General features: G+C 31.9%; 21 protein-coding genes. 4 read left to right on the top strand and 17 right to left on the bottom strand.

The annotated features are described in order from the left end of the window. Positions 1–11: 11 nt before the first annotated feature. The 11 genes from N5D46_RS12135 to N5D46_RS12085 form a co-directional block, all read right to left on the bottom strand. Complete coding sequence (locus N5D46_RS12135) at positions 12–1736, bottom strand: ATP-binding protein (RefSeq protein WP_280050095.1); 1725 nt, start codon at positions 1734–1736, stop codon at positions 12–14. Further along, on the bottom strand, positions 1733–2863 hold the full coding sequence (locus N5D46_RS12130) for a sensor protein KdpD (protein WP_280050094.1): 1131 nt from the start codon (positions 2861–2863) through the stop codon (positions 1733–1735). The genes N5D46_RS12135 and N5D46_RS12130 overlap by 4 nt, the downstream gene beginning before the upstream one ends. After that, positions 2864–3937 carry a porin gene (locus N5D46_RS12125; protein WP_280050093.1) on the bottom strand — a complete coding sequence of 358 codons (1074 nt, stop codon included), beginning with the start codon at positions 3935–3937 and terminating at the stop codon, positions 2864–2866. Further along, positions 3937–4503: a potassium-transporting ATPase subunit KdpC gene (kdpC, locus tag N5D46_RS12120; protein ID WP_280050092.1), complete on the bottom strand. Its 567-nt coding sequence runs from the start codon at positions 4501–4503 to the stop codon at positions 3937–3939. The genes N5D46_RS12125 and kdpC overlap by 1 nt, the downstream gene beginning before the upstream one ends. An 80-nt stretch (positions 4504–4583) precedes the next feature. Next, positions 4584–6599: a potassium-transporting ATPase subunit KdpB gene (kdpB, locus tag N5D46_RS12115; protein ID WP_114999279.1), complete on the bottom strand. Its 2016-nt coding sequence runs from the start codon at positions 6597–6599 to the stop codon at positions 4584–4586. 3 nt (positions 6600–6602) lie between these two features. Then, on the bottom strand, positions 6603–8297 hold the full coding sequence (kdpA, locus tag N5D46_RS12110) for a potassium-transporting ATPase subunit KdpA (protein ID WP_114999277.1): 1695 nt from the start codon (positions 8295–8297) through the stop codon (positions 6603–6605). Positions 8298–8483: 186 nt separating this feature from the next. Continuing rightward, complete coding sequence (locus N5D46_RS12105; RefSeq protein WP_114999274.1) at positions 8484–8774, bottom strand: hypothetical protein; 291 nt, start codon at positions 8772–8774, stop codon at positions 8484–8486. Between the two features lie 167 nt (positions 8775–8941). After that, positions 8942–10276 carry a sigma-54 dependent transcriptional regulator gene (locus N5D46_RS12100; RefSeq protein ID WP_114999272.1) on the bottom strand — a complete coding sequence of 445 codons (1335 nt, stop codon included), beginning with the start codon at positions 10274–10276 and terminating at the stop codon, positions 8942–8944. A 204-nt stretch (positions 10277–10480) separates the two neighbouring features. Next, complete coding sequence (locus N5D46_RS12095; protein ID WP_280050091.1) at positions 10481–11890, bottom strand: amino acid permease; 1410 nt, start codon at positions 11888–11890, stop codon at positions 10481–10483. A 310-nt stretch (positions 11891–12200) separates the two neighbouring features. Continuing rightward, on the bottom strand, positions 12201–13403 hold the full coding sequence (gene fabV / locus N5D46_RS12090) for an enoyl-ACP reductase FabV (RefSeq protein WP_114999270.1): 1203 nt from the start codon (positions 13401–13403) through the stop codon (positions 12201–12203). A gap of 607 nt (positions 13404–14010) precedes the next feature. Further along, complete coding sequence (locus tag N5D46_RS12085) at positions 14011–14322, bottom strand: DUF3817 domain-containing protein (protein WP_038333915.1); 312 nt, start codon at positions 14320–14322, stop codon at positions 14011–14013. 196 nt (positions 14323–14518) lie between these two features. Between N5D46_RS12085 and N5D46_RS12080 the strand changes: the two genes are divergently transcribed. Then, entirely contained in the window at positions 14519–15637 is a 1119-nt protein-coding gene (locus N5D46_RS12080) for an ionic transporter y4hA (protein WP_038333912.1), read from the top strand. A gap of 61 nt (positions 15638–15698) precedes the next feature. Here N5D46_RS12080 and N5D46_RS12075 read toward each other — a convergent pair whose 3' ends face one another. From N5D46_RS12075 to truA, 4 genes are all read right to left on the bottom strand, one after another. After that, on the bottom strand, positions 15699–16649 hold the full coding sequence (locus tag N5D46_RS12075; protein ID WP_038333906.1) for a LysR substrate-binding domain-containing protein: 951 nt from the start codon (positions 16647–16649) through the stop codon (positions 15699–15701). Between the two features lie 135 nt (positions 16650–16784). After that, positions 16785–17201 carry a hypothetical protein gene (locus N5D46_RS12070; RefSeq protein ID WP_219034549.1) on the bottom strand — a complete coding sequence of 139 codons (417 nt, stop codon included), beginning with the start codon at positions 17199–17201 and terminating at the stop codon, positions 16785–16787. Positions 17202–17277: 76 nt separating this feature from the next. Next, positions 17278–19038 (bottom strand): ABC transporter ATP-binding protein, encoded by a 1761-nt coding sequence (locus tag N5D46_RS12065; RefSeq protein WP_280050090.1) that lies wholly within the window; start codon positions 19036–19038, stop codon positions 17278–17280. Continuing rightward, positions 19025–19780, bottom strand: a complete 756-nt coding sequence (truA, locus tag N5D46_RS12060) for a tRNA pseudouridine(38-40) synthase TruA (RefSeq protein ID WP_280050089.1) — start codon at positions 19778–19780, stop codon at positions 19025–19027. The genes N5D46_RS12065 and truA overlap by 14 nt, the downstream gene beginning before the upstream one ends. A 34-nt stretch (positions 19781–19814) precedes the next feature. Here truA and N5D46_RS12055 point away from each other — a divergent pair, with 34 nt between their 5' ends. After that, positions 19815–20306: a metallophosphoesterase family protein gene (locus N5D46_RS12055; protein WP_125350164.1), complete on the top strand. Its 492-nt coding sequence runs from the start codon at positions 19815–19817 to the stop codon at positions 20304–20306. Positions 20307–20349: 43 nt separating this feature from the next. Here N5D46_RS12055 and N5D46_RS12050 read toward each other — a convergent pair whose 3' ends face one another. Then, complete coding sequence (locus N5D46_RS12050) at positions 20350–21384, bottom strand: alpha/beta hydrolase (RefSeq protein ID WP_125350163.1); 1035 nt, start codon at positions 21382–21384, stop codon at positions 20350–20352. 90 nt (positions 21385–21474) lie between these two features. Here N5D46_RS12050 and N5D46_RS12045 point away from each other — a divergent pair, with 90 nt between their 5' ends. Then, complete coding sequence (locus N5D46_RS12045) at positions 21475–21819, top strand: DUF2071 domain-containing protein (protein ID WP_280050088.1); 345 nt, start codon at positions 21475–21477, stop codon at positions 21817–21819. Positions 21820–21874: 55 nt separating this feature from the next. Here N5D46_RS12045 and N5D46_RS12040 read toward each other — a convergent pair whose 3' ends face one another. Next, entirely contained in the window at positions 21875–22354 is a 480-nt protein-coding gene (locus N5D46_RS12040) for a GNAT family N-acetyltransferase (protein ID WP_219034554.1), read from the bottom strand. Between the two features lie 161 nt (positions 22355–22515). Between N5D46_RS12040 and N5D46_RS12035 the strand changes: the two genes are divergently transcribed. After that, positions 22516–22746: a CDGSH iron-sulfur domain-containing protein gene (locus N5D46_RS12035; protein ID WP_280037543.1), complete on the top strand. Its 231-nt coding sequence runs from the start codon at positions 22516–22518 to the stop codon at positions 22744–22746. The last annotated feature ends 48 nt before the right edge of the window (positions 22747–22794 follow it).

Below are 22794 nucleotides of genomic sequence, written 5' to 3'. Positions count from 1 at the left end.
AAGAATAGATTTTATGAATATTCTTTTTGTGATAACCTCATCACGAATTCGCTTCCAACGCCATATTCGCTAAATACATCCAACGTTCCTTTTTGAGCTTCGATAAATTCTTTGCTAATAGCCAAGCCCAAACCTGTACCTTCTTTGTGAGTGCCTGGTACACGAAAATAACGGTCGAAAACTTTGGGTAAAAATTCGGTTGGAATCCCAATTCCTTCGTCTTTAACTTTGAAAGATGTTTCGGTTGTTGTTTGTTCAATAGTAATCCAAATTCGAGCATTTTCGTGAGAATAATGTATTGCATTTGAGATTAGATTTGATAAAACCCAAGCTGTTTTTTCAAGATCAACTTTTATAGATTCTAAATGATTTGGAATATTCGTTTCTATGATTAAATGCTTTTGTTCAGCTAAAGTTTGATTGGCTTTAACTGCATTTTCTACAATTTCGATAGGGAAAACTTCTGTTTTATTCATTTGAATTGTACCACTTTCTATCTGTGTTAAGTTGAGTAATTCTTTTGTTATTCGCAATAAACGATGTACATCATCGTCAATACTAGTTACCAAATCATTTTGTTCTTCGTTTAATGTTCCTATTTGCTTATTTCGAAGCAATTGCAAACTCATTTCCATAGATGAAATAGGCGTTTTAAATTCATGCGAAACTGTAGCAATAAATCGTGTTTTGGCTGCATCTAGTTCTTTAAATTCGGTAATGTTTCTAAGAATAATCACATGCCCAACAACTTGTTTTATCGTTTCTCCTGTTGGAATTATTTCGATGTGAAAAATTTCTTTGGTAAAAAATTGTTCTTTTTCATCCACTACAATTTGCAAAGGTTTTTCGTCTTTTATAATTTCTGTTTCGATATTTTGCAATAACAATCGAATCAAATCATTGTGCAAAGCCAAATCTTTACCTGCCTTATTTACCATTTGTTTAGCAGATAATCCTGTTACTTTTACAGCTTCATTATTCGCGAAAATTACTTGCATTTGTTCATCCAAACCAATTACAACATCGTGCATATTATTAATCAACGTTTCCATTCTTGTTTTTTGTTTTAGAATAGTTGCTAAATGACTTTCGTTGTATTCTTCTAATTTATAAGCCATGGTGTTAAAAGATTGTGCTAAATCGCCAAATTCATCTTTTTTGTCTAAATACACGCGTTCTTTGTAATTATTCGAAGCAATTTCCTTGATACTATTCGTCAATTTTTGAATAGGATTTGCAATATTAGACGGAATCTTCATTAAAGAATTAAAGGCTATAAAAATACATGCGATACCTGTGAAAATGATTAATAAAATGGCTTGATTAGCGGTCTTTTCAGCAAATTCACTTTTAATTTCTATGGCTTGCATATTCATTTCCATCATTTCTAAAAGCGAAATTCTAACATCTTTTAATAGTTCTGGAGAATGATTTCCTTCTTTATAAGCATCAAATTTATCTCGAATCTGTTGATTCAATTCTTTTTCACCTTGTTCTGTTGCGTTTAATTCTTGATTTGCTAATTGCTTTTCAAACGATTTGGAATTAAAGTTTTCCGCATCATTTAAATTTCGCATCATACTTTTTGCATAAATCAACGAGTTGTAATTATCATGCAAAATATTTTGTGTATCATTTTTCAATGAATAAATAGACCTAGTTGCTACAGCTGCCAATAATACAATCAATAAAAACAGCAAGCCTAATCCTAAGCGAAGTTTAGTTTTAATTCTCATTTTGATAAAATAATCACATCAACATGTAACGAAGATAGTTTTTTTAGTAATTGATTAAATACATTCGTAGCCAAAATAATCTGGATTAAATTTAACTTTGGTTTTCCCAAGCAAACAGTGGTAATATTACGCAATTCAATTTGTTGAATGATAGCTGTAGAAACTCGTTGATTCTTTACTTTAATAATTTCAGCACCTAATTCTGTAGCTAATTTTAAATTATTGATGAGATGTCGTTGTTTGTCCAAAGCAATTTTATTAGGATGTTCTTTTGGCGTTTCTACGTACAATACAAACCAACGTGAATTATAATATCCAGCCAAACGAGCGGTTTTTCGAATAACAGTTTTGGCATTTTTATCATTGCTACTAATGCATGCCAAAAAACGCGACGGTTTTGCATAAACAGATGATACATATTCGGTTTCAACCTTTTTTTCTACATGTGAAGCAACTTCTTTTAAAGCTAATTCACGCAATTGTAAAATATTTGAAGGAATAAAAAAGTTGTTTAAAGCCGTTTGAATTTTATCTTTCGGGTAAATTTTTCCTGTTTTTAATCGTTCAATTAAATCATCTGCGGTTAAATCTATATTTACAATTTCATCTGCTTGTTCCAAAATTATATCAGGAATTCTTTCCGAAACGTCAATTGTTGTAATTTCAGAAATACTATTATTCAAACTTTCTAAATGTTGAATATTTACAGCAGAAATAACATTGATACCAGCATCTAAAATTTCAATAACATCTTGCCAACGTTTTGCATGTTTGCTTCCAAAAACATTAGAATGTGCCAATTCATCCACAATAACAATTTCGGGTCTTTGTCTTAAAATTTCTTCCAAATCCATTTCTTCGACAGATTTACCTTTGTAGTAAATTATTTTTCGTGGAATTATCGTTAATCCTATAACAAGATTTTCTGTTTCGACACGTTTATGGGTTTCGATATATCCAATTTTTACATCGATCTTATTTTTTTGCAATTCGTGTGCTTCTTGCAACATACGATACGATTTTCCAACGCCAGCGCACATTCCAATATATACCTTAAACTTGCCTCGTTTCGATTTCCGAATCAAGGCAAGAAAGTCTTCTGCTGTATGTTGTGTTTCTTTTTCCATTTATAGTTTTAATGCTAAAGAAGTTGTGAAAAATGTTTCATTTGATACATTTTTATCATTTCGAAAATAGATATCATCTTTACTCGAAAAATTTCTAATTTCTGTTCTCCACATCAAATTATTTGTAAAATAATGATCTAAATTCAAAGAAAAGCCAACTGTTTTGAAACCATTCTGTGAATCAGTTGAGATTATTACACCTTTCTCATCAGCATAATATTCGGCACGTGCAGTTGCAGACCATTTTTCATTGAATGTATATTGCCCAACTAAAATAGGACTGTACCAAATATTATAACTGTCTGATCCTTTCGATTTTTGTTGTGCACCAATATCAAAACCTGCGGTTATTGAAAGCTTTTTAATAGGTTTAAAAACAGCATAAAGATGATGAAAATAACGCATTTGACGCAAAGAATCAGGAGTATCGCTACCAATAAACGAGCTGCTGTTGATCGAAAATTTTTCATTTGGTGTGTAAGTAATTTGATGTCCAAAAGCTGGTGTAGAATTACCATCAAGACGCTTGATACGTTGCCAACCATTTAAATAATGCAAACTCATTGCCCATTTGTTATTTGGCGAAATATAACTCAGCTTAACACCAGTTGAAAAATACGGTGAATTCTCTGCCTGAATACTTCGTGTAAGTGTTGCAACATTAGCACCAATCGCACTTTCAAATCCAATGTGAGAAGGCATAATACCTGCATCTATCCACAAGTTTTTATTCTTTGAAAGTTTGACACCGATATTTGCTTCGTAAATATTTCTTAAACCATCAGGTTCTGCAGCAAGATTTGATTGCGTATAAGTTCCTGCCATTAAAGCAAGATTTCCTCGAACTCGTTCATCAGTGTATTGCAATTGAATTGTTCCGAAGTTTAAATTCGCCTCATTGTGTCGATTAAACGAATACAAATAATTAGGAAGCTGATTGTTTTTTGGTTGATTAAAATCGTAGGTATAATAAACTTCTGCATAACCAGAAAGTTTTAATTTCTGAATAGAATCGTTTTGAGCTTGAATATTTAAACCCAAAATAAAAGAACCAAAAGCAAGTATTTTTTTCATTATTTCGATAATTTATCCAATTCGATATTCAGTTTTAAGACATTGATTTTATCAGGACCTAAACTTCCTAATAAAGGTTTTTCAATTTGGTTATCAATCAATTCTTTTACTTTTTCGTGATCTAAACCTCGAGTTTTTGCAATTCGATCAACTTGTACAATTGCTCCTTGAACTGAAATATTAGGATCTAAACCACTTCCGCTAGCCGTAATTAAATCTACAGGAACGTCTTCTTTTTTTACTGTTGGATTTTTTTGAAGAAAATCATTTAAGCGTTTTTCAACTTCTTGCAAATATTCTTCATTATTTGATCCTTTGTTACTTGCACCAGAACCTGCTGCATTGTAATCTACAGCCGATGGTCGTCCCCAGAAATAATGATCTTTTGAAAATGATTGTCCAATATTTTCGTAATAATGCTGATTGTTTTTATCGGCAACTAAAAAACCTTTTCCTTGATTTGGAGAAAGTTGAGCAATTCCCCACATAGCTAACGGATATAGTACCATTAAAAGGAGCATTAAGCTAAATGTTAGTAAAATTGCTTTTATACTATTTTGTTTCATTTTGTATTAGTTTTAAAAATTGCTGTTTTGAATTTTATTAATAGAATATTGAACTTGTTCAAAACAGCTCATTACATTAATTAAAAAAATATGGAAATAAAGATGTCGATTAGTTTTATCCCGATAAATGGAACGATGATTCCTCCAATTCCATAAATCAATAAATTTCTTCTCAAAAGTGCACTTGCTCCAATTGGTTTGTATGGAACACCTTTTAATGCTAATGGAATCAAGAAAGGAATAATGATCGCATTGAAAATAACAGCTGATAAAATAGCGGTTTCGGGACTATGTAAATTCATGATATTCAATCCTTGTAAGGCTGGAATTGCTGTAATAAATAAAGCGGGTATGATGGCAAAATATTTTGCGACATCGTTGGCAATACTAAAGGTTGTTAAGGTTCCACGCGTCATTAATAATTGTTTTCCAATTTCAACAACTTCAATTAATTTGGTTGGATCATTATCTAAATCCACCATATTTCCGGCTTCTTTTGCTGCTTGCGTACCACTGTTCATGGCTACACCAACATTAGCTTGCGCTAGAGCAGGAGCGTCATTTGTACCATCGCCCATCATCGCAACCAAACGACCTTCGGTTTGTTCTTTTTTGATGTAATTCATTTTATCCTCCGGTTTTGCTTCCGCAATAAAATCATCTACACCTGCTTTTTCTGCGATAAATTTTGCAGTCATAGGATTATCACCTGTTACCATAACCGTTTTGATTCCCATTTTACGTAAACGAGTAAAGCGTTCTTGAATTCCAGTTTTGATAATATCTTGTAATTCGATCACTCCTAAAACTTGTTCATTTTGAGAAACAACTAAAGGTGTTCCTCCATTTTGAGCAATCTCATTGGCTTTCATTTGAATTTCGTTTGGAAAAGTATTTCCAGCATTTTCAACCAAATTTTTGATAGCATCTAGAGCTCCTTTTCGAATACGGATTTGATCAAAATCAATTCCTGAACAACGTGTTTCTGCGCTAAAATTGATGAAAATAGGATGTTGAATTGCGTATTTTAATGGATCTATCTGAACTAATTCTACAATTGATTTTCCTTCAGGAGTTTCATCACTCATCGAACTAAGCACTGCTGCTTTTTCTAAAGCTTCCATTTCTATTCCAATTGCAGGATATAAAGCTGTTGCTTTACGATTTCCGATTGTAATGGTTCCTGTTTTATCCAATAATAAAACATCTATATCGCCTGCTGTTTCTACTGCTTTTCCACTTTTTGTAATGACATTTGCGCGCAAAGCTCTGTCCATTCCAGCAATTCCGATTGCGGATAATAAACCTCCAATAGTGGTTGGAATTAAACATACAAATAATGAGATTAAAGCGCCAATGGTAATGGGAACATTTGCATAATCAGCGAAAGGTTTTAGGGTAACCATAACAATGACAAATACTAATGTAAAAGCAGCTAATAAAATGGTTAAAGCAATTTCATTTGGAGATTTCTGACGATTTGCACCTTCAACTAATGCAATCATTTTATCTAAAAAACTTTCTCCTGGTTGTGTCGTAACTTTGACTTTAATTCGATCCGAAAGAACTTTTGTTCCTCCAGTAACCGAACTTTTATCGCCTCCAGCTTCACGAATTACAGGTGCACTTTCTCCTGTAATAGCACTTTCGTCGATCGTTGCTAAACCTTCTATAATTTCACCATCGGTTGGAATTATATCTCCAGCTTCACAGATAAAAATCATATCTTTGATTAGAGCAGAAGACGAAATGATTTCACCATTTTCTAATTTAGCAGGCGTTTCTTCTCGCGTTTTACGTAAACTATCAGCTTGAGCTTTTCCTCTTGCTTCAGCAATTGCTTCAGCAAAATTGGCAAATAATAATGTAAAAAGAAGTAAGATGAAAATTGAAAAATTATACCCAAAACTACCTTGAGATGTTTCACCTAAAAGAATCCAAAAGCAAACTCCTAACATAATTGCAGTACCAATTTCTACAGCAAACATGACAGGGTTTTTATATAAAGTTGCTGGATTTAGTTTGATGAAAGCTTCTTTGAAGGCTGTTTGTACCAATGTTTTTTCAAATAAATTGGTTTTATTTTCTCGTGTCATTTTCTAAAATTTTGGAGTTGAAAAATAATCAGCAATGGGACCTAAGGTTAAAGCTGGAAAAAATGCTAAGGCTGCAACAATTAAGATGATGGCAAAAACAATACTTCCAAAAGTTGCTGTATCGGTTGCTAAAGTTCCTGAACCTTCTGGAACAAAATGTTTTTTTGCTAATAATCCAGCAATTGCAACAGGACCAATTATAGGTAAGAATCGTCCTAAAATTAATACAAAACCAGTTGCAATATTCCAAAATGGAGTGTTGTCTCCTAATCCTTCAAAACCAGAACCGTTGTTTGCAGCAGATGAAGTAAATTCATATAACATTTCACTAAATCCATGATACGAGGAGTTGTTTAAGGTTGATAGTGTTTCACTTGGTATTCCAGCAGCCAAAGCTGTTCCTACTAAAATCAAGAATGGATGTAAAAGGGTAATCATCATGGCGATTTTCATTTCTTTGGCTTCTATTTTTTTTCCAAAAATTTCAGGTGTTCTACCAACCATCAATCCACTAATAAATACCGCTAAAATTACAAATACAAAGAAGTTTAAAATACCAACTCCTACACCTCCATAAACACTGTTGATCATCATAGCTAACAGTTCATTCATCCCAGATAATGGCATTGTACTATCGTGCATAGAATTGACTGAACCTGTAGAAATAACGGTTGTTGCGATGCTCCAAAATCCTGAAGCGGCAGAACCAATTCGAACTTCTTTACCTTCCATTGCACCTAATGAATTATCAATACCGAGTCTTTCAATCATTGGATTTCCTTGCGATTCCATGTAAACATTCGGAATCGTTAAACATAGAAAGCCAACAGTCATGACACCAAACATCATCCAAGCAAATTTTCTGCGATTAGTATAAACGCCAAATGCAAATAACATCGCCAACGGAATCAGCATTTGTGCAATCATTTCCGTCATATTACTTATATATGTTGGATTTTCGAATGGGTGTGCAGAGTTGGTACCAAAGAATCCTCCGCCATTTGTTCCTAAATGTTTTATGGCTATAAAAGCTGCTGCAGGTCCTCGAGAAACTTCCACTTTATTTCCTTCTAAAGTCATCATTTCATCTTTTCCTTCAAATGTCATTGGAGTTCCTTGAAAAATTAAGATTGATGATACAATTACACATAATGGCAATAAAATACGCGTAATCGATTTGATGAAATAAGTATAAAAATTACCTAAAGTTGTCGTTGTTTTTTGTCGAAAGGCTTCAAATAATGTAACTGCTGCTGCCATACCGGTTGCTGCACTCACAAATTGTAAAAACATCAGCCATAATTGCGCTAAATAACTTACGCCTGTTTCTCCTGAATAGTGTTGTAAATTACAATTCACTACAAACGAAATAATCGTATTGAAAGCCAAATCAGGACTCATACTTGGATTTTTATCTGGATTAAAAGGCAACAGACCTTGTGTCATTAATAGGATAAATCCAATGATAAACCAAATCAAGTTAATCGTTAATAATGCACTTAAATGTTGTTTCCAATTCATCTGTTCCTCCGAATTGATACCTGATATTTTGAATAACAACTTTTCTATTGGGGAAATTAATCGGTCTAAAAAAGTTGGTTTATTGAGATAAACACGTGCAATATAATTTCCTAACGGAATGGAAAGAGCGATCGCAACTAAAAATTGTACGATAACGCCAAATATTTCTGAATTCATTTTTACGAATAATTAAGTTTAAAATTTTTCGGGTTTTAATAGCACATATACCAAGTATACAAACAAGGCAATGGCGATGATTAATAAGAAAATCATAATGAATGGATTAGATATTATCAAAAAAGTCAATGGATTTGAAGAATACTCCAAAACATAAAATCCCAGCTAATAGTAATACAATTGTTATCATATTCCTGAATGATAAATTTGTTTAACATATTCTGATTTCAAATTCATTGGAAACAAATTCAAAAATTGTTTTCGGTTTTTGAAATCCGCTTCAATCATCAAAGTAACGGGTAGTATAAACAGATTATTGATGTATGTTTTACCCAAATCATTTGTTTTTGAAAACAATTTTCCTACACTATAACATAGCTGTTTTACACGTGCTGGATTATTATCTAAAATGTTTTGCAGTACTTTACTTTTAAGTTCTTTGACTTCATCTAATGAAATCGTTTGTTTCATTTTCATTTTGTAGATTTTTAAATTTCTCTACATAAGCCAATCAAAATGCCAAAGCAATTAGAATTAATTAGACAAAACAAAATCAATACGTTATGTTTTTATAGATTTTTACTCAAATAAAAAACCCTTCCAAAATGGAAGGGTTTATTTTCATTATGATAAAGTATTTTATTTTAATTCAGTTCATATTCGGCTATTTTTCGATAAAGCGTTGTTAGGCCAATACCTAATAATTCTGCCGTTTTTGTTTTGTTACCTTTTGTAAATTTTAAAACTTTCTGAATATGTTTTTTTTCCATTAAAGCTAATTCTAATGAATTTTCGTTCTGATCAATTTCGCTTGTTTGAATAAATGAAGGAAAATCATTTGTAGAAAGTTCTTCATTTTCCGACAAAATAATAGCACGTTCGATCGTATTTTTTAATTCACGAATATTTCCCGGCCACGAATATTTTTTAAGAAAAAGTAAAGCTTCTTGATTAATAGATTTTATATTTTTTTGATAATATTGATTGAAGTGTTTTATAAACTGATTCACGATTAGTTCGATATCCGAAACGCGTTCACGTAAAGAAGGTAACTCGATATGAAACACAGAAATTCGATAAAATAAATCTTCTCGAAATGTTCCGTTTGCAATTTCCTTTTCCAAATTTCGGTTAGTGGCTGCAATAATTCGTACATCAACTTTTGTAGGTTTTGTTTCGCCGATTTTAATAAACTCACCTGATTCTAAAACTCGCAACAATTTTGCTTGTAAATCCAAGGCCATTTCGCCAATTTCATCTAAAAAAATAGTTCCTAAATGTGCTTCTTCAAACAAACCTTTCTGATCTTTCATTGCGCCTGTAAATGCACCTGCTTTATGACCAAATAATTCACTTTCTAATAAGTCTTTACTAAAAGCCGAACAATTAATTGCAACAAAATTTTGGTTTTTTCTCAAACTTGATTGATGTATAGCTGTTGCAAAAACTTCTTTTCCAGTTCCTGTTTCTCCAGTTAAAAGAACGGTAGCATTCGTTGGTGCAACTTTTTGAGCTAATTGTAAAGCTTGTTCAAAAATTGGAGATTTACCCAATAATAAATTACTGTCTAATTTTGTTGATGTTGTTTCTTGAGAAATTTCATTCTCTTTATTATATTTCACACGATCCAAAGCTCTATACAACAAAGGTAAAATACGATTGTTATCATCCCCTTTTGTAATATAATCAAATGCTCCGTTTTTAATGGCTTGAACGCCGTCAGGAATATTTCCGTAAGCTGTAAGCAGAATAATTTCTATCAAAGGAAATTTTTCTTTGACTTCTTTTGCAAACTCAACACCATTACCATCAGGTAATTTTACATCACATAAAACAACCTCAGGAGAAAGTGTTTTAATTTTCTTAAGGCCTGATTTTAAATCTTCAGCTTGATGTATTTCAAAACCTTCTAATTCGAGAATTCGAGCTAGGAGAGTTCTGATTTTTGTTTCATCGTCTATGATTAAAATTGAATGCATTCTTATTACTTGTGAACAACGAAGGTATTGTTTTTATGCATATAGATTTGAAATAATTATTTAGTTAATTTTAATAATAAGCATGTTTTTCTAGTATGTAATAAAATTTCAAACCATCTCTAGAGTTTTTATATTTATCAATTGTAAAAAAATCCTTCGTCTAAAAAGACAAAGGATTTCTAAAAAACTCAAAATGATGATTTTCTAACCATCAACCTTACTATGTTGTTTTCCGTAGAAAAAGTAAATACAAATTCCGATCACTAACCAAATTAAAAGTCGCCACCAACTTTCCATTGTTAATGAAGTCATTAAATAAACACAAACAATAATTCCCAAAATTGGAACAAATGGAACAAATGGAACTTTAAATTTACGTTCGGCATTTGGCATTTTTTTACGCATCACAATAATTCCAATACAAACTAAAGTAAAGGCAAATAAAGTTCCGATACTTACCATATGACCTAAATCTTTGATTGGTACAAAACCAGCAAAAATGCTCACAAAGACTAAAAAGAATACATTGGTTTTCCAAGGTGTACGAAACTTTTTGTGTACATCTGAAAAGAAAGAAGGTAACAATCCGTCATTACTCATGCTATAAAATACGCGACTTTGTCCTAATAACATCACTAATATAACCGATGTATAGCCTGCGATAATTGCTAAAATCAATACACTTTGTAAAAATGTATAACCTGTTACTGCAAATGCTGTCGCTGCTGGTGACGCATCCCCCTTAAAGGTTTCGTATGGTACCAAACCTGTCATTACCCACGAAAATAATACGTACAAAATGGTACAAATAACCAACGATCCCAAAATACCAATCGGCATTCCTTTCTGTGGATTTTTAGCTTCTTGTGCCGCAGTAGAAACCGCATCAAATCCAACAAAAGCAAAGAAAACAACTGCTGCTCCTGCTGCAATTCCTGGCATTCCTCCGAATTGAGTTCCTGGAATATTTTTAGGAATAAATGGAATATGATTTTCTGGATTGATATGACTCCAACCCAAAATGATAAAAACAATTACAACTGTAACTTTTAAAATAACAAGAATATTATTGATAATAGCAGACTCTTTCGTCCCTCTAATAAGTACTAAAGACAATAAACACACAATAAATATTGCTGGTAAATTAACCATTCCTCCATCGGCTGGAGCATGCAATAATTCTTGAGGTAAATGAATATTAATTCCTTGTAAAAATTTATCGACGTATGCCGACCAACTCACACTTACGGTTGCCGCTGCCAAAGCATATTCTAACACCAAATCCCAACCAATAATCCAAGCTATAAACTCACCCATTGTTGCATAAGAATACGTGTAAGCGCTTCCTGCAACAGGAATCATCGAGGCAAATTCGGCATAACAAAGACCTGCAAAAGCACAACCAACCGCGGCTAAAACAAACGATAAAGTAACTGCGGGACCTGCATGATCTGCCGCTGCAATACCTGTTAAACTAAATAATCCAGCACCGATGATAGCGCCAATACCCAAAGCAACTAAGGCTCCCGAAGAGAGAGATCTTTTTAAACCACCTTCCGTTTCTTGCGAATCTTCTATTAACTTCGCTAATGGTTTAATTTTCCAAATTGACATAAAAATACATGTATTAAAACTTGACGAAATGTAAAGTGTTTCAGATATATTTTTAAAATTCGAAAAATAAATTTTATTTTTTTTGGATATATTTCTATAGAAAAACTTAATATTTACGAATAATATAATTAGAAATTAATATTAAAACGCAACTTTAAATTATTCATAAAAATTAAATCATATTTTAATAAAACTAAATCCAATAAATTAAATAAATACGAATAAAATTATTTTTTACTTATTTTATTGAGACAAAAAAACCTCGAAAATAATTTTCGAGGTTTTGTATTATTTTATTGAAATGATCTTCTTATTCTGCAATACTTGGAACTGAAACCAATTCGTTTGTATCAGCATCATAATCGATTTCATCAAAACTAAATCCAAACAATTGTAAGAATTCATCATGATAACCTTTGATATCAGAAATTTCTTTGATGTTCTCAGAAGTTACAATTTTCCATAAATCATCTACTTCTTTTTGTACATCTTCGCGCATTTCTAAATCATCGATACGAATACGTCCATTTTCGTCCAAAGGAACTTCTCCGTTTGCAGTATACAAGCGCTCTGCAAACAAACGTTGCATTTGCTCGATTGTACCTTCATGAATTCCTTTTGCTTTCATTACTTTGTACAATAACGAAATATATAATGGCACAACTGGAATAGCAGAACTAGACTGTGTTACCAAAGCTTTGTTTACAGAAACGTAAGAAACACCATTCAAATCTGACAATAATTCGTTGATAACTGGAACCGTTTTTTCTAAATCGTTTTTAGCCATACCAATCGATCCATCTTTGTAGATTCTATGAGTCAATTCTGGCCCGATGTAAGAATAAGCAACAGTTTTTACACCTTCAGCTAAAACACCAGCAGCTTTCAAATCTTCCATCCAAAATTTCCAATCTTCACCTCCCATTACAGCAATTGTATTATCAATTTCTTCTTGAGATTCAATCGGATCAATTGTAATATCTGTTACTTCTGCTGTATGAAAATCTACTGTTTTATTTGTAAATGGCTCACCAATTGGTTTAAGAACTGATGAATACGCAACACCTGTTTTTGGGTGTGTACGACGTGGCGAAGCTAAACTGTAAACCACTAAATCTACTTGACCTAAATCTTGTTTGATTAAATCAATCGTTTGTTGTTTAATCTCATCAGAAAAAGCATCTCCATTAATACTTTTTGCATACAAACCAGCTTTTTGCGCTTCTTTCTCAAAAGCAGCTGTGTTGTACCAACCCGCAGTCCCCGGTTTTCTTGGCGCAGCAGGTTTTTCGAAGAAAACACCTATTGTTGCAGCATTATATCCGAAAGCAGCTGTAATACGAGATGACAGACCAAAACCTGTCGAAGCTCCAATTACCAATACCTTTTTTGGTCCTTCGGCTGAAATATTTTTTGATTTTACGTACTCAATTTGATTGTGAACATTTTTTGCAGTTCCCTCAGGATGAGTCGTAATGCAAATAAAACCTCTTGTTCTTGGTTGAATAATCATTATACTTAATTTAGTCGCATAAATTTATAAAATAAATTCTATATAACGAAACGATCTTTTTGTACATAAAATCATTCTATTTTTGAGATAATTAATAGGAATACTGATTTCGATTTACTATATTTACAATTACTCAAAACCTACTTACCTATGAAAGATATTCACATAGGCTCTTTAATCAAAAAAAGAGTCGACGAACTTGGAATTGATATATCCCGTATCAAGGGCTTCTTCAAAACTTATTCTGAAAAAGAAATTAATGCTCAATAGTTAAGTAAAAGCATACAAACAGACGATTTATTAAAATGGTCGAAGTTGTTGAAATATGATTTTTTTTTAGAATTTATACACTGAAGAAAAAAAGAAATTTCTAATGAATACAATATCCCTAAAAACACTATTCATAATTGAATAAAAAATTCCTACCACAAAATTAAATCTTATGATTTGAATTCTGTTTTAGAGATTTTAAAAATTCAGCAAAAAAATAATTACACCAATACTTTTACTGCTGATAAGTTTAAAATCAGTCGAAATACTGTAGCTAAATGGCGTAAAATATATGGGTATTAAAAAACGGTTTCAAAAAGAAACCGTTTTTTTTTATTTATCTATTATTTTTATCCTCTTTTATTACTTTATGTACCGCTAAAGTTGCAAACGGAATAAATGCGTACATCACATAAATGATAAAGTCTTCGTCATCCCATTTATATATTCTTCTGACTCTAAAAAGTAAAATCAAGTAAGCTGTAAACCAAAAACCGTGAAAACAACCGGCAAATGGCATTGGCAACACATAATCGAATTGATATTTAATTGGCATTGCGACCAAAAATAAGAGCGTACAACTTATCGTTTCCCACACACATGATGTGCTAAACCATTTTTTTAACTTTTCGTCAGATACGTTTAACATTTTGCAAATTTAATCGTTTATTGATAGTAGAGGTATGATAATCATTAGTTAAAAAGGTTATTTTTACTCAATTATTGAAATAACTATTAATATTTATGATAATTAAATGTTATAATTATTATTATTTATGATAATTATGCATAATAATTATCAATATTATTTATTAAATTTGTAAAAATCCAAAACCTCATAATTAATGCACGTAGATAATTTTCTTTCAAAAAAATTCAATTTAGCTTTACCCTACTGGACAATTATCTGTCCCATTCTTGCCATATTTTCACTAACTATAGCCGAAGGATTTAAAGATCAGATGTGGTTTTCTGGAGTCTTAGGAATCATTTTAATTTCAGCCGTTTTATCAGCTGTACATCACGCAGAAGTTGTAGCGCATAAAGTTGGAGAACCTTTCGGAACCATTATATTGGCTTTAGCTATTACAGTTATAGAAGTTTCGCTAATTGTTTCATTAATGATGTCCGAACCTACCGGCTTCCCTTCTGTTTTGGCAAGAGATACCGTTTTTGCTGCTGTAATGATCATTCTTACCGGAATTATCGGAATCTGTTTATTGGCTGGAGGAGTTCGTTATAGAGAACAAAATTTCATCAAACAAGGTGTTTCAACTGCTTTAATTACTTTAGTTGCAATATCTATATTAACCTTAGTTTTACCTAATTTTTTAACTTCAGAAAAAGGAGGAGAATTTTCGACAAGTCAATTAATTTTTGTCGCAATTATTTCGTTGATTTTATATGGCGGATTTATTTCTGTCCAAACCATTCGTCACCGTGATTATTTCTTACCACAAAGTAGCAAAGATAATGTGACATCAGAATTGCATGTTGAAAAACCAAATTTACTTACAACAATTTCTAGTTTGGTTTTATTATTAGTTGCTTTGTGTGCAGTTGTTTTGTTATCAAAAAAATTATCGCCAACCATCGAAACAATTGTGATGGATTTAGGCGCTCCAAAATCATTGGTGGGAATTATAATTGCCGGAGTTATCTTATTACCAGAAGGTTTAGCCGCATATAAAGCCGCAAAACAAGACCGTTTACAAACAAGTCTCAACTTAGCTTTAGGTTCGGCCTTAGCATCAATTGGTTTAACAATTCCTGCGGTAGCAATTGTTTGTTATTTCACAGGATTAGAAGTCACATTAGGAATAGATGCAAAGTCATCTATCTTATTAGTATTATCCTTGTTCACCGTTTATTTATCATTAAATTCTGGTCGAACAAATATTCAGCAAGGAATTGTCTTATTAACACTTTTTGCCACATATTTATTTACAACAATAGTTCCTTAAAGGAAATTTGAAGACATAAAAAAAACGACTCAAAATTAAATTTTGAGTCGTTTTTTTTATGTTATTTTTTAGGTAAAGAAACCATATTCGAATCTAATTTTTGATCTTTTTCTAAGAATATTTTTCCTCTCAAAATACTTTGAATTGTATTAATTAATTCTTTTTCGAAAGAATCTCTTAATTGAGATTGATGAAAAATCAACGAAACTTCTCGCGTTGGAACTGGCGACTCAAAGTTTTTGACAAATTTTTTATATTCTTGTGGTAAATCATCTGCAACCAAAGCAGGCAACAAAGTCATTCCGTATCCATCGTTTGCTAATTTAACTAAAGCTTCAAAACTTCCTGAATCTAACTTAATCGGACGATTTTTCAGATTAGAAGTGTCACATAAAGCCAACACATTATTTCTGAAACAATGTCCTTCTTGCAAGATTAATAAATCAGAAGTGTTTAGATCATCTTCATTGATTTTATCTTTGTCAGATAATCGATGCCCGTTTGGTACATAAGCTACCAATGGCTCATAATAAAGCGGTTTTTCGATAATTTGATCCTCGAAAAGTGGCGAAACCACAATTCCAAAATCCAACGAACCATCTTTTATTCCTTTTATAATTTTATCCGTTTGCAATTCTTTGATAATAAGATTTGATTTCGGATTATTTTTCTGAAATGTTTTATAAAATAATGGTACCAAAGAAGGTAAAACAGTAGGAATAACACCAATAATGAAATCACCTTCTAATAAACCTTTTTCTTCGTTTACCAAGTGTTTCATACGGTTAGCTTCCATTAAAATTGTTTTTGCTTGCGCAACAATTTTCTCTCCAATTTGAGTGATTTTGATTGGATGCGATGTTCTATCGAAAATATCAATATTCAATTCTTTTTCCAATTTCTGAATCTGCATACTCAATGTTGGTTGAGTTACAAAGGATTTATCAGCAGCAATTGTAAAGTTCTTATGCTCAGCCACTGCCAGCACATATTGTAATTGTACTAATGTCATATATAAAAATTGATATCTATAAATTTTTGTGATAAAGATATACATTATTATATTATCAATCTATATCTTAAATCATAATTTAATCCATAAAAAAAGCCCGAATAAATTCGAGCTTATCATTAAATATAAATTTAATTATTTGTTTAATTGTTTCTGAATTTCAGCTGTCCAATCTTGTAATTTTTTAGCATCTTCTGGTTTCAATGTTTGAGTAAAACCTTGTAATTCTTTTTGAAAATCTACTGATTGTTTTGTCAATTCAGCTAATTTATTTGCATCACCAGCAGTTGCAGCTAATTTCATGTCAGCAGCCCATTTGTTGTATTTTCCAACAAATTCAGTAATTTTTGGATCAGAGAAAGTTGGTAAATCTTTTGCTACATCAGCAATTTTATCCATTGTCTCTTTACCAGCTTCTACTTGGTCTTCTACTGTATTTGCTACATTTTCTTGTGTGTTTTCTACTTTTGCATCTACTTTTTCTTTTTCAGATTTACAAGAAGATAAAGAAACCACACCTAATACTGCAGCGGCTAAAAATAATTTTTTCATTTTAATTAGAGTTTTAAAGTTAATATTATTGATTGTTGAATATAAACAAATCTAACGATTTATTTTTGTTAATTTTTCAATTTTCTTTCGAAAATTGAACTTCATACAAATTGGCGTAATAACCTTTTTGATCCAACAATTCGCTATGTGTACCTTGCTCAACAATCATTCCACTATCCATCACAATAATTTTATCTGCATTTTGAATCGTCGCCAAACGATGTGCAATAATGATAGAAGTTCTACCTTGTGTTAGTTTATCCGTTGCTTTTTGTATCAATTCTTCCGACTCTGTATCAATAGAAGAAGTTGCCTCATCCAACACCAAAATCTCTGGATTATAAATATATGCTCTCAAAAACGAAATCAATTGACGTTGACCTACAGAAAGTGTCGAACCACGCTCGCTTACCTCACTGTAATAGCCTTTTGGTAGTGACATGATAAAATTATCAATTCCAATAATTTTCGCAGCATTTTGTACTTCTTCCAACGAAATATCTTTATTTCCTAAAACAATATTGTCGTAAATCGTTGTATTAAACAAGAAAACATCCTGCAAAACAACCGCAACGTGTTGACGTAAATTCTTCAATTCCATATCATGAATATTCACATCATCTATTTTAATTGTTCCAGAATCGATGTCATAAAAACGACTCAATAAATTAATAATTGTGGATTTTCCTGCTCCTGTCGCACCTACAATTGCAATTTTTTCTCCTGGTTTTGTCGAAAAAGAAATTCCTTTCAATACTAAATTATTCGGAACATAAGAAAACTTCACATTTTCAAAATCGATTTTACCTTTTACATGATCCAATTTTATTGTTCCATTATCTGGCAACGTTTGATCATCATCAATAATTTTGAACACACGATCTGCTCCTACCAAACCACGCTGAATGGTATTGAAACGTTCTGCAATTGCACGCATTGGCGCAGTTAACAACGTAACATATTGTGTAAAAGCAATCAAATCTCCGACAGAAACATCTCCATAAACAGCAGTTCTCAATCCTCCAAACCAAATCAAACTTCCTGTTGCTAAAGCCGAAATAATATCGACAACAGGAAACATTAATGAAAAATAGAAAACTGTTTTTAGATAATTTTTCTTTAAATCATTATTAATCGAAACGAATTTATTGTATTCTGCTTGCTGACGATTAAAAACCTGAATAATATTCATTCCTGTTAATCGTTCTTGCACAAACGTATTCAGCTTCGCTACAATTGTACGTTCTTCTTGGTAAACATTTTTCAATGCTTTTTGAAATAATCGTGTAATAATCATCATCAATGGAAGAATCACAATCACAACCGTTGCTAAAACCCAGTTCATCCAATACATCACAACAACGATGAAAATGATTTTTAGTACATCGCCCAACATCACTAAAATTCCGTCATTGAAAACCTCAGCAATCGTTTCAATATCAGAAACTGAACGTGTTACCAAAACTCCATTTGGCGTTTTATCGAAGTAACCAAGCTTGAATTTGATCAAATGATTATACAAACGAACGCGTAATAAACGGATAACTCGTTGTGCAACAACATTCGCTAAATAAACCATAAAAAAAGACAAAATTCCTTCGAAAACTAACACCAAAGATAGTTTCACGATTTGCATTTGAAGCCCTGGTAAATCTTTTGTCTGAATATAATCGTCGATGATATTTCCCGTTAAATACGGACGATAAACAGAAAAACACGCACTAAAAACCGCTACAAAAACCACCGACCAAAACATCACTTTGCTTTGCGCTCCGATTTGCAAAACACGTTTTAATCCATTAAAATCAAACGATGTATTCTCATTATTTGAACTCATTTTTAAATAATTCTTTTGGATACTGAACATCCACCAAATACAATCCTTGCGCTGGCGCCGAAGCTCCTGCAGAAGAACGTTGTTTCTGCTCAATAATTTCTTCAAAATCCTGGATAGAAATTTTTCCTAATCCAACTTCAACCAATGTTCCAACAATTGCACGCACCATATTTCGTAAAAAACGATCGGCTGTGATCTGAAAAATCAATTGACCATTTTCATTTTTTCGCCAAAACGCTTCTCTTACATCACAAATATTTGTTTTCACATCGGTATGTAATTTAGCAAAACTTCCGAAATCTCCTTGCTTAATTAACAATTTTGCTGCTTCATTCATTTTTTCAATATTCAATTCTCTATTAAAAATCCAAGCGCTATCAAACGCAAAAGGATCTTTGAAAGGCGAAATAAAATAATTGTACGAACGCGAAGTTGCATCAAAACGCGCATGCGCTTCATCATCCATCAAAAATAAACGATAAGCAGCTATATCCTTTGGTAAAAAAGAATTTAACTTTTTGATTATATCAACCGATAATTCTTCTTCATAATCAAAATGAATAAACATCTTTTTCGCATGAACACCAGAATCTGTACGCCCTGCTCCGACAATCGAAATTTCTTTTCTTAAGATTTTAGACAATCTATCTTCAATAACTTCTTGAACCGAAATTTGATTGGGTTGAATTTGATAACCAAAATAATTTTTCCCGTTGTATGCTAATTCTAAAAAATATCGCAATTGTTGTAAATTTGAGCAACAAAAATACAACCTTTTGAAGAAAATTCTTTTACTTTCGGACACGCATTCTTATATCGACGATAGAATTTTGGAATATGCGCAACAAGCAGACGAAATTTGGCATGCTGGCGATATTGGCGATATTTCTGTAACCGATAAATTGGCTGAAATAAAACCTTTGCGTGCTGTTTATGGAAATATTGATGATAATAAAGCTCGCGCAGAATTTCCGCTCAACAACAGATTTACGTTAGAAGGTGTTGATGTTTGGATTACACATATTGGCGGTTATCCAGGAAAATATAATCCTACAATACGAAAAGAAATCACAGAAAATCCTCCAAAATTATTTATTTGTGGACATTCACACATTCTAAAAGTAATGCCTGATAAACAATTAGGGTTAATTCACATGAACCCTGGCGCAGTTGGTAAACACGGTTTTCAGAAAGTTCGTACAATGTTACGGTTTGAGTTGAATAAAGGAAAAATTGAAAATTTGGAAGTGATTGAATTTAAGAAATGATTTTCGAATCTCGCATTTCGAGATTCGAAGTTCGCATTTCGCTTTATTTCGCCAACTTGAATTCTTTCAGAATAGTAACAAACTTCGAATTAGTGATATATTCTCTAAATTCGTGCGAATCTTGTCCAGAAAAATCTGTTTCTTCTAAGAATGTATAATTTTTAGAAAGCTCATCATATAAATCTTTTTTGTAACCAAAATCTGTCGCAATCAAACTTCGAGATAAAACCCCAATCTTTCCTTTCCCTAATACATAATCCGTATTATTTATCGTGATATGCATGCGTTTTAACTGAGGTGTAAAGGTTTTTAATTGATTATTATCCAATGTGAAATCAACTTTTCCAATCGCAGGTGCCAACATAATGCTGTAAATTTTATTATTATTTTCTAACAAAGTTTCTGCATTCGTAAAATCGACATGATGCGCAGTTTCAGCACGTTTTATCTCACTTTCACGCAACGAAGGATTCACCAACGAGCTCAAAACAACCGATGCCCCACGACTATGCGAAATCAAATAAACATCTTTGTTATGAATGACATTCAAAATTCTACGAAGCCCAAAAACACCCGCCATTTGGCTATTTGTCGTTGCACTTACCCAAACTTTTGCAGTACCAAAAAGACTCTCGTTCACCAATCCATCCCAATAAAAATTAATCACCTCATCATTCGAAGAATTAATATTCATATAAGTTTTGGCTCTATTGTAATTTTTCAGGCTAAACAAATAATCATTATCAATTCCATGCACAAAAATGATGACACGTTTCTTATTTTTAACTCTTTTTTCGATATTTTTTAAACGCAAACTTTCATAAGAAGTTAATTGATTTTGAAAGTTGTTTTCAGTCGCAATTTTCATCAACGAATAATCTCTACGACTTGCATTTCTAGGAGGTTTACCATATGATTTCAACCAATTATCTGGGTAAAAATTCCCATTTTGATCCACAAAAGAACTTGTTGTATTCGGTTGAATAAAATTATTTGGATTCTGAGAAGTTGGCACATTATGTATTGCTGCACATGACGTTAAAAAACTAATCACGAAGATATAAAACAAGTTTTTCATATGATAAAAATTGGTATGCGAAGTAACTACAATTTTCTTTATTTCACAATAGATTTTGCACCTTCAACCATAAGTTTAACAAGGTTTTAAGTGAAATATACGATCAAACAAATTTTAGCCGAAACAAATCATCGTGGTTGGAATGATCCAACAAAACGATGGAAATATTATCAAGAATGGAACAGAGTATTATTTTTTCATTACAAAATTGACAAAGAAATTTTGAGAGAATTAGTTCCAAAAGATTTAGAAATTGATGAAATAAATGATGCTGCTTGGGTTTCAATTATCGCATTTACAATGGAAAAAATTCGACCTCGTTTTTTGCCTGCACTCTCTCCTACTTCTGATTTTGACGAAATTAATTTGAGAACGTATCTCACAAAAAATGGAAAATCTGGTGTTTATTTTTCATCGATTCGAGACCAGATTTAATGCATTATTCAGAAGGTGTGCAAGTTGTCGCTTGGAAAAGGATAAAGTTTAACAATTAAATTTTCTTTCTCAATAAATGTTGCATTCCATTGAACCATTCTCGTTGAGAACCATCATCTATATAACCAACTTTTAGATACAAATCATATGCTGATTTATTTTTGAAATTAACCGCTAAAACCAATTCATCAATTGTAGGAAAATTATCTTTTACAAAATCATCCATCAAACTCATCGAAATTTTTCCGTAACCTTTTCCTTGAAACTCAGGGTTTATTGATAAAGAACGCAACAACAACGAATTCGTATTATTCGTCATCTCCAATTTATCGTCACCATAGTCTAACACAAAAAAACCAATTGGTTCATCATCTAACAAAATTGTAATTGGTTTTGCATGTCCATCTGTGCGTAATTTCAAACGCTCAAAAGTCTCGCTAGGTAAGGCTGTAAAAGAAATTTGATCTTCTGGTAAATGATATAACAAAGCATTGTGATGTTTAATTTCTGTATGTTTGAGTTGAATTGTTGGCATAATCATTATTTTCAAATAAAAGTAATCAAAACATTCTAAATCCTATGTAAAAACAACAACGTTTATCTATTAAATTATAATCAATTACTGCACAAAATTTAAACTCATTCTAACCAAAATAGTTTTTAAATTGTAGTAAATATCAGTCTAAATCTACAATTATGGATGATCAAAACAAGTTAAATATTCAAATAGGAACAAGTCAAAATACAGATGGTATCTATATAGAAATCACAGAAAATGGACCTTATATCTTGCACGGAAAACCTAAAATTGTTCAGCAGTTTATCATTCCAAATCAGCAAGGAATTTCTGTCAATTACCAAGAAGGAGAAAAATTTGAAGCAAAAGATACAACTTATCTTTGTCGTTGTGGACAATCTTTTAATTAGTCTTTTTGTGATGGAACACATGCTTAGATGAGATTTCAAGATGGTTTA

This window comes from Empedobacter sp. GD03865, assembly GCF_029840775.1.
GTDB classification, from domain to species: domain Bacteria; phylum Bacteroidota; class Bacteroidia; order Flavobacteriales; family Weeksellaceae; genus Empedobacter; species Empedobacter falsenii_B.
This window is presented reverse-complemented; position numbering and strand designations above follow the sequence as displayed.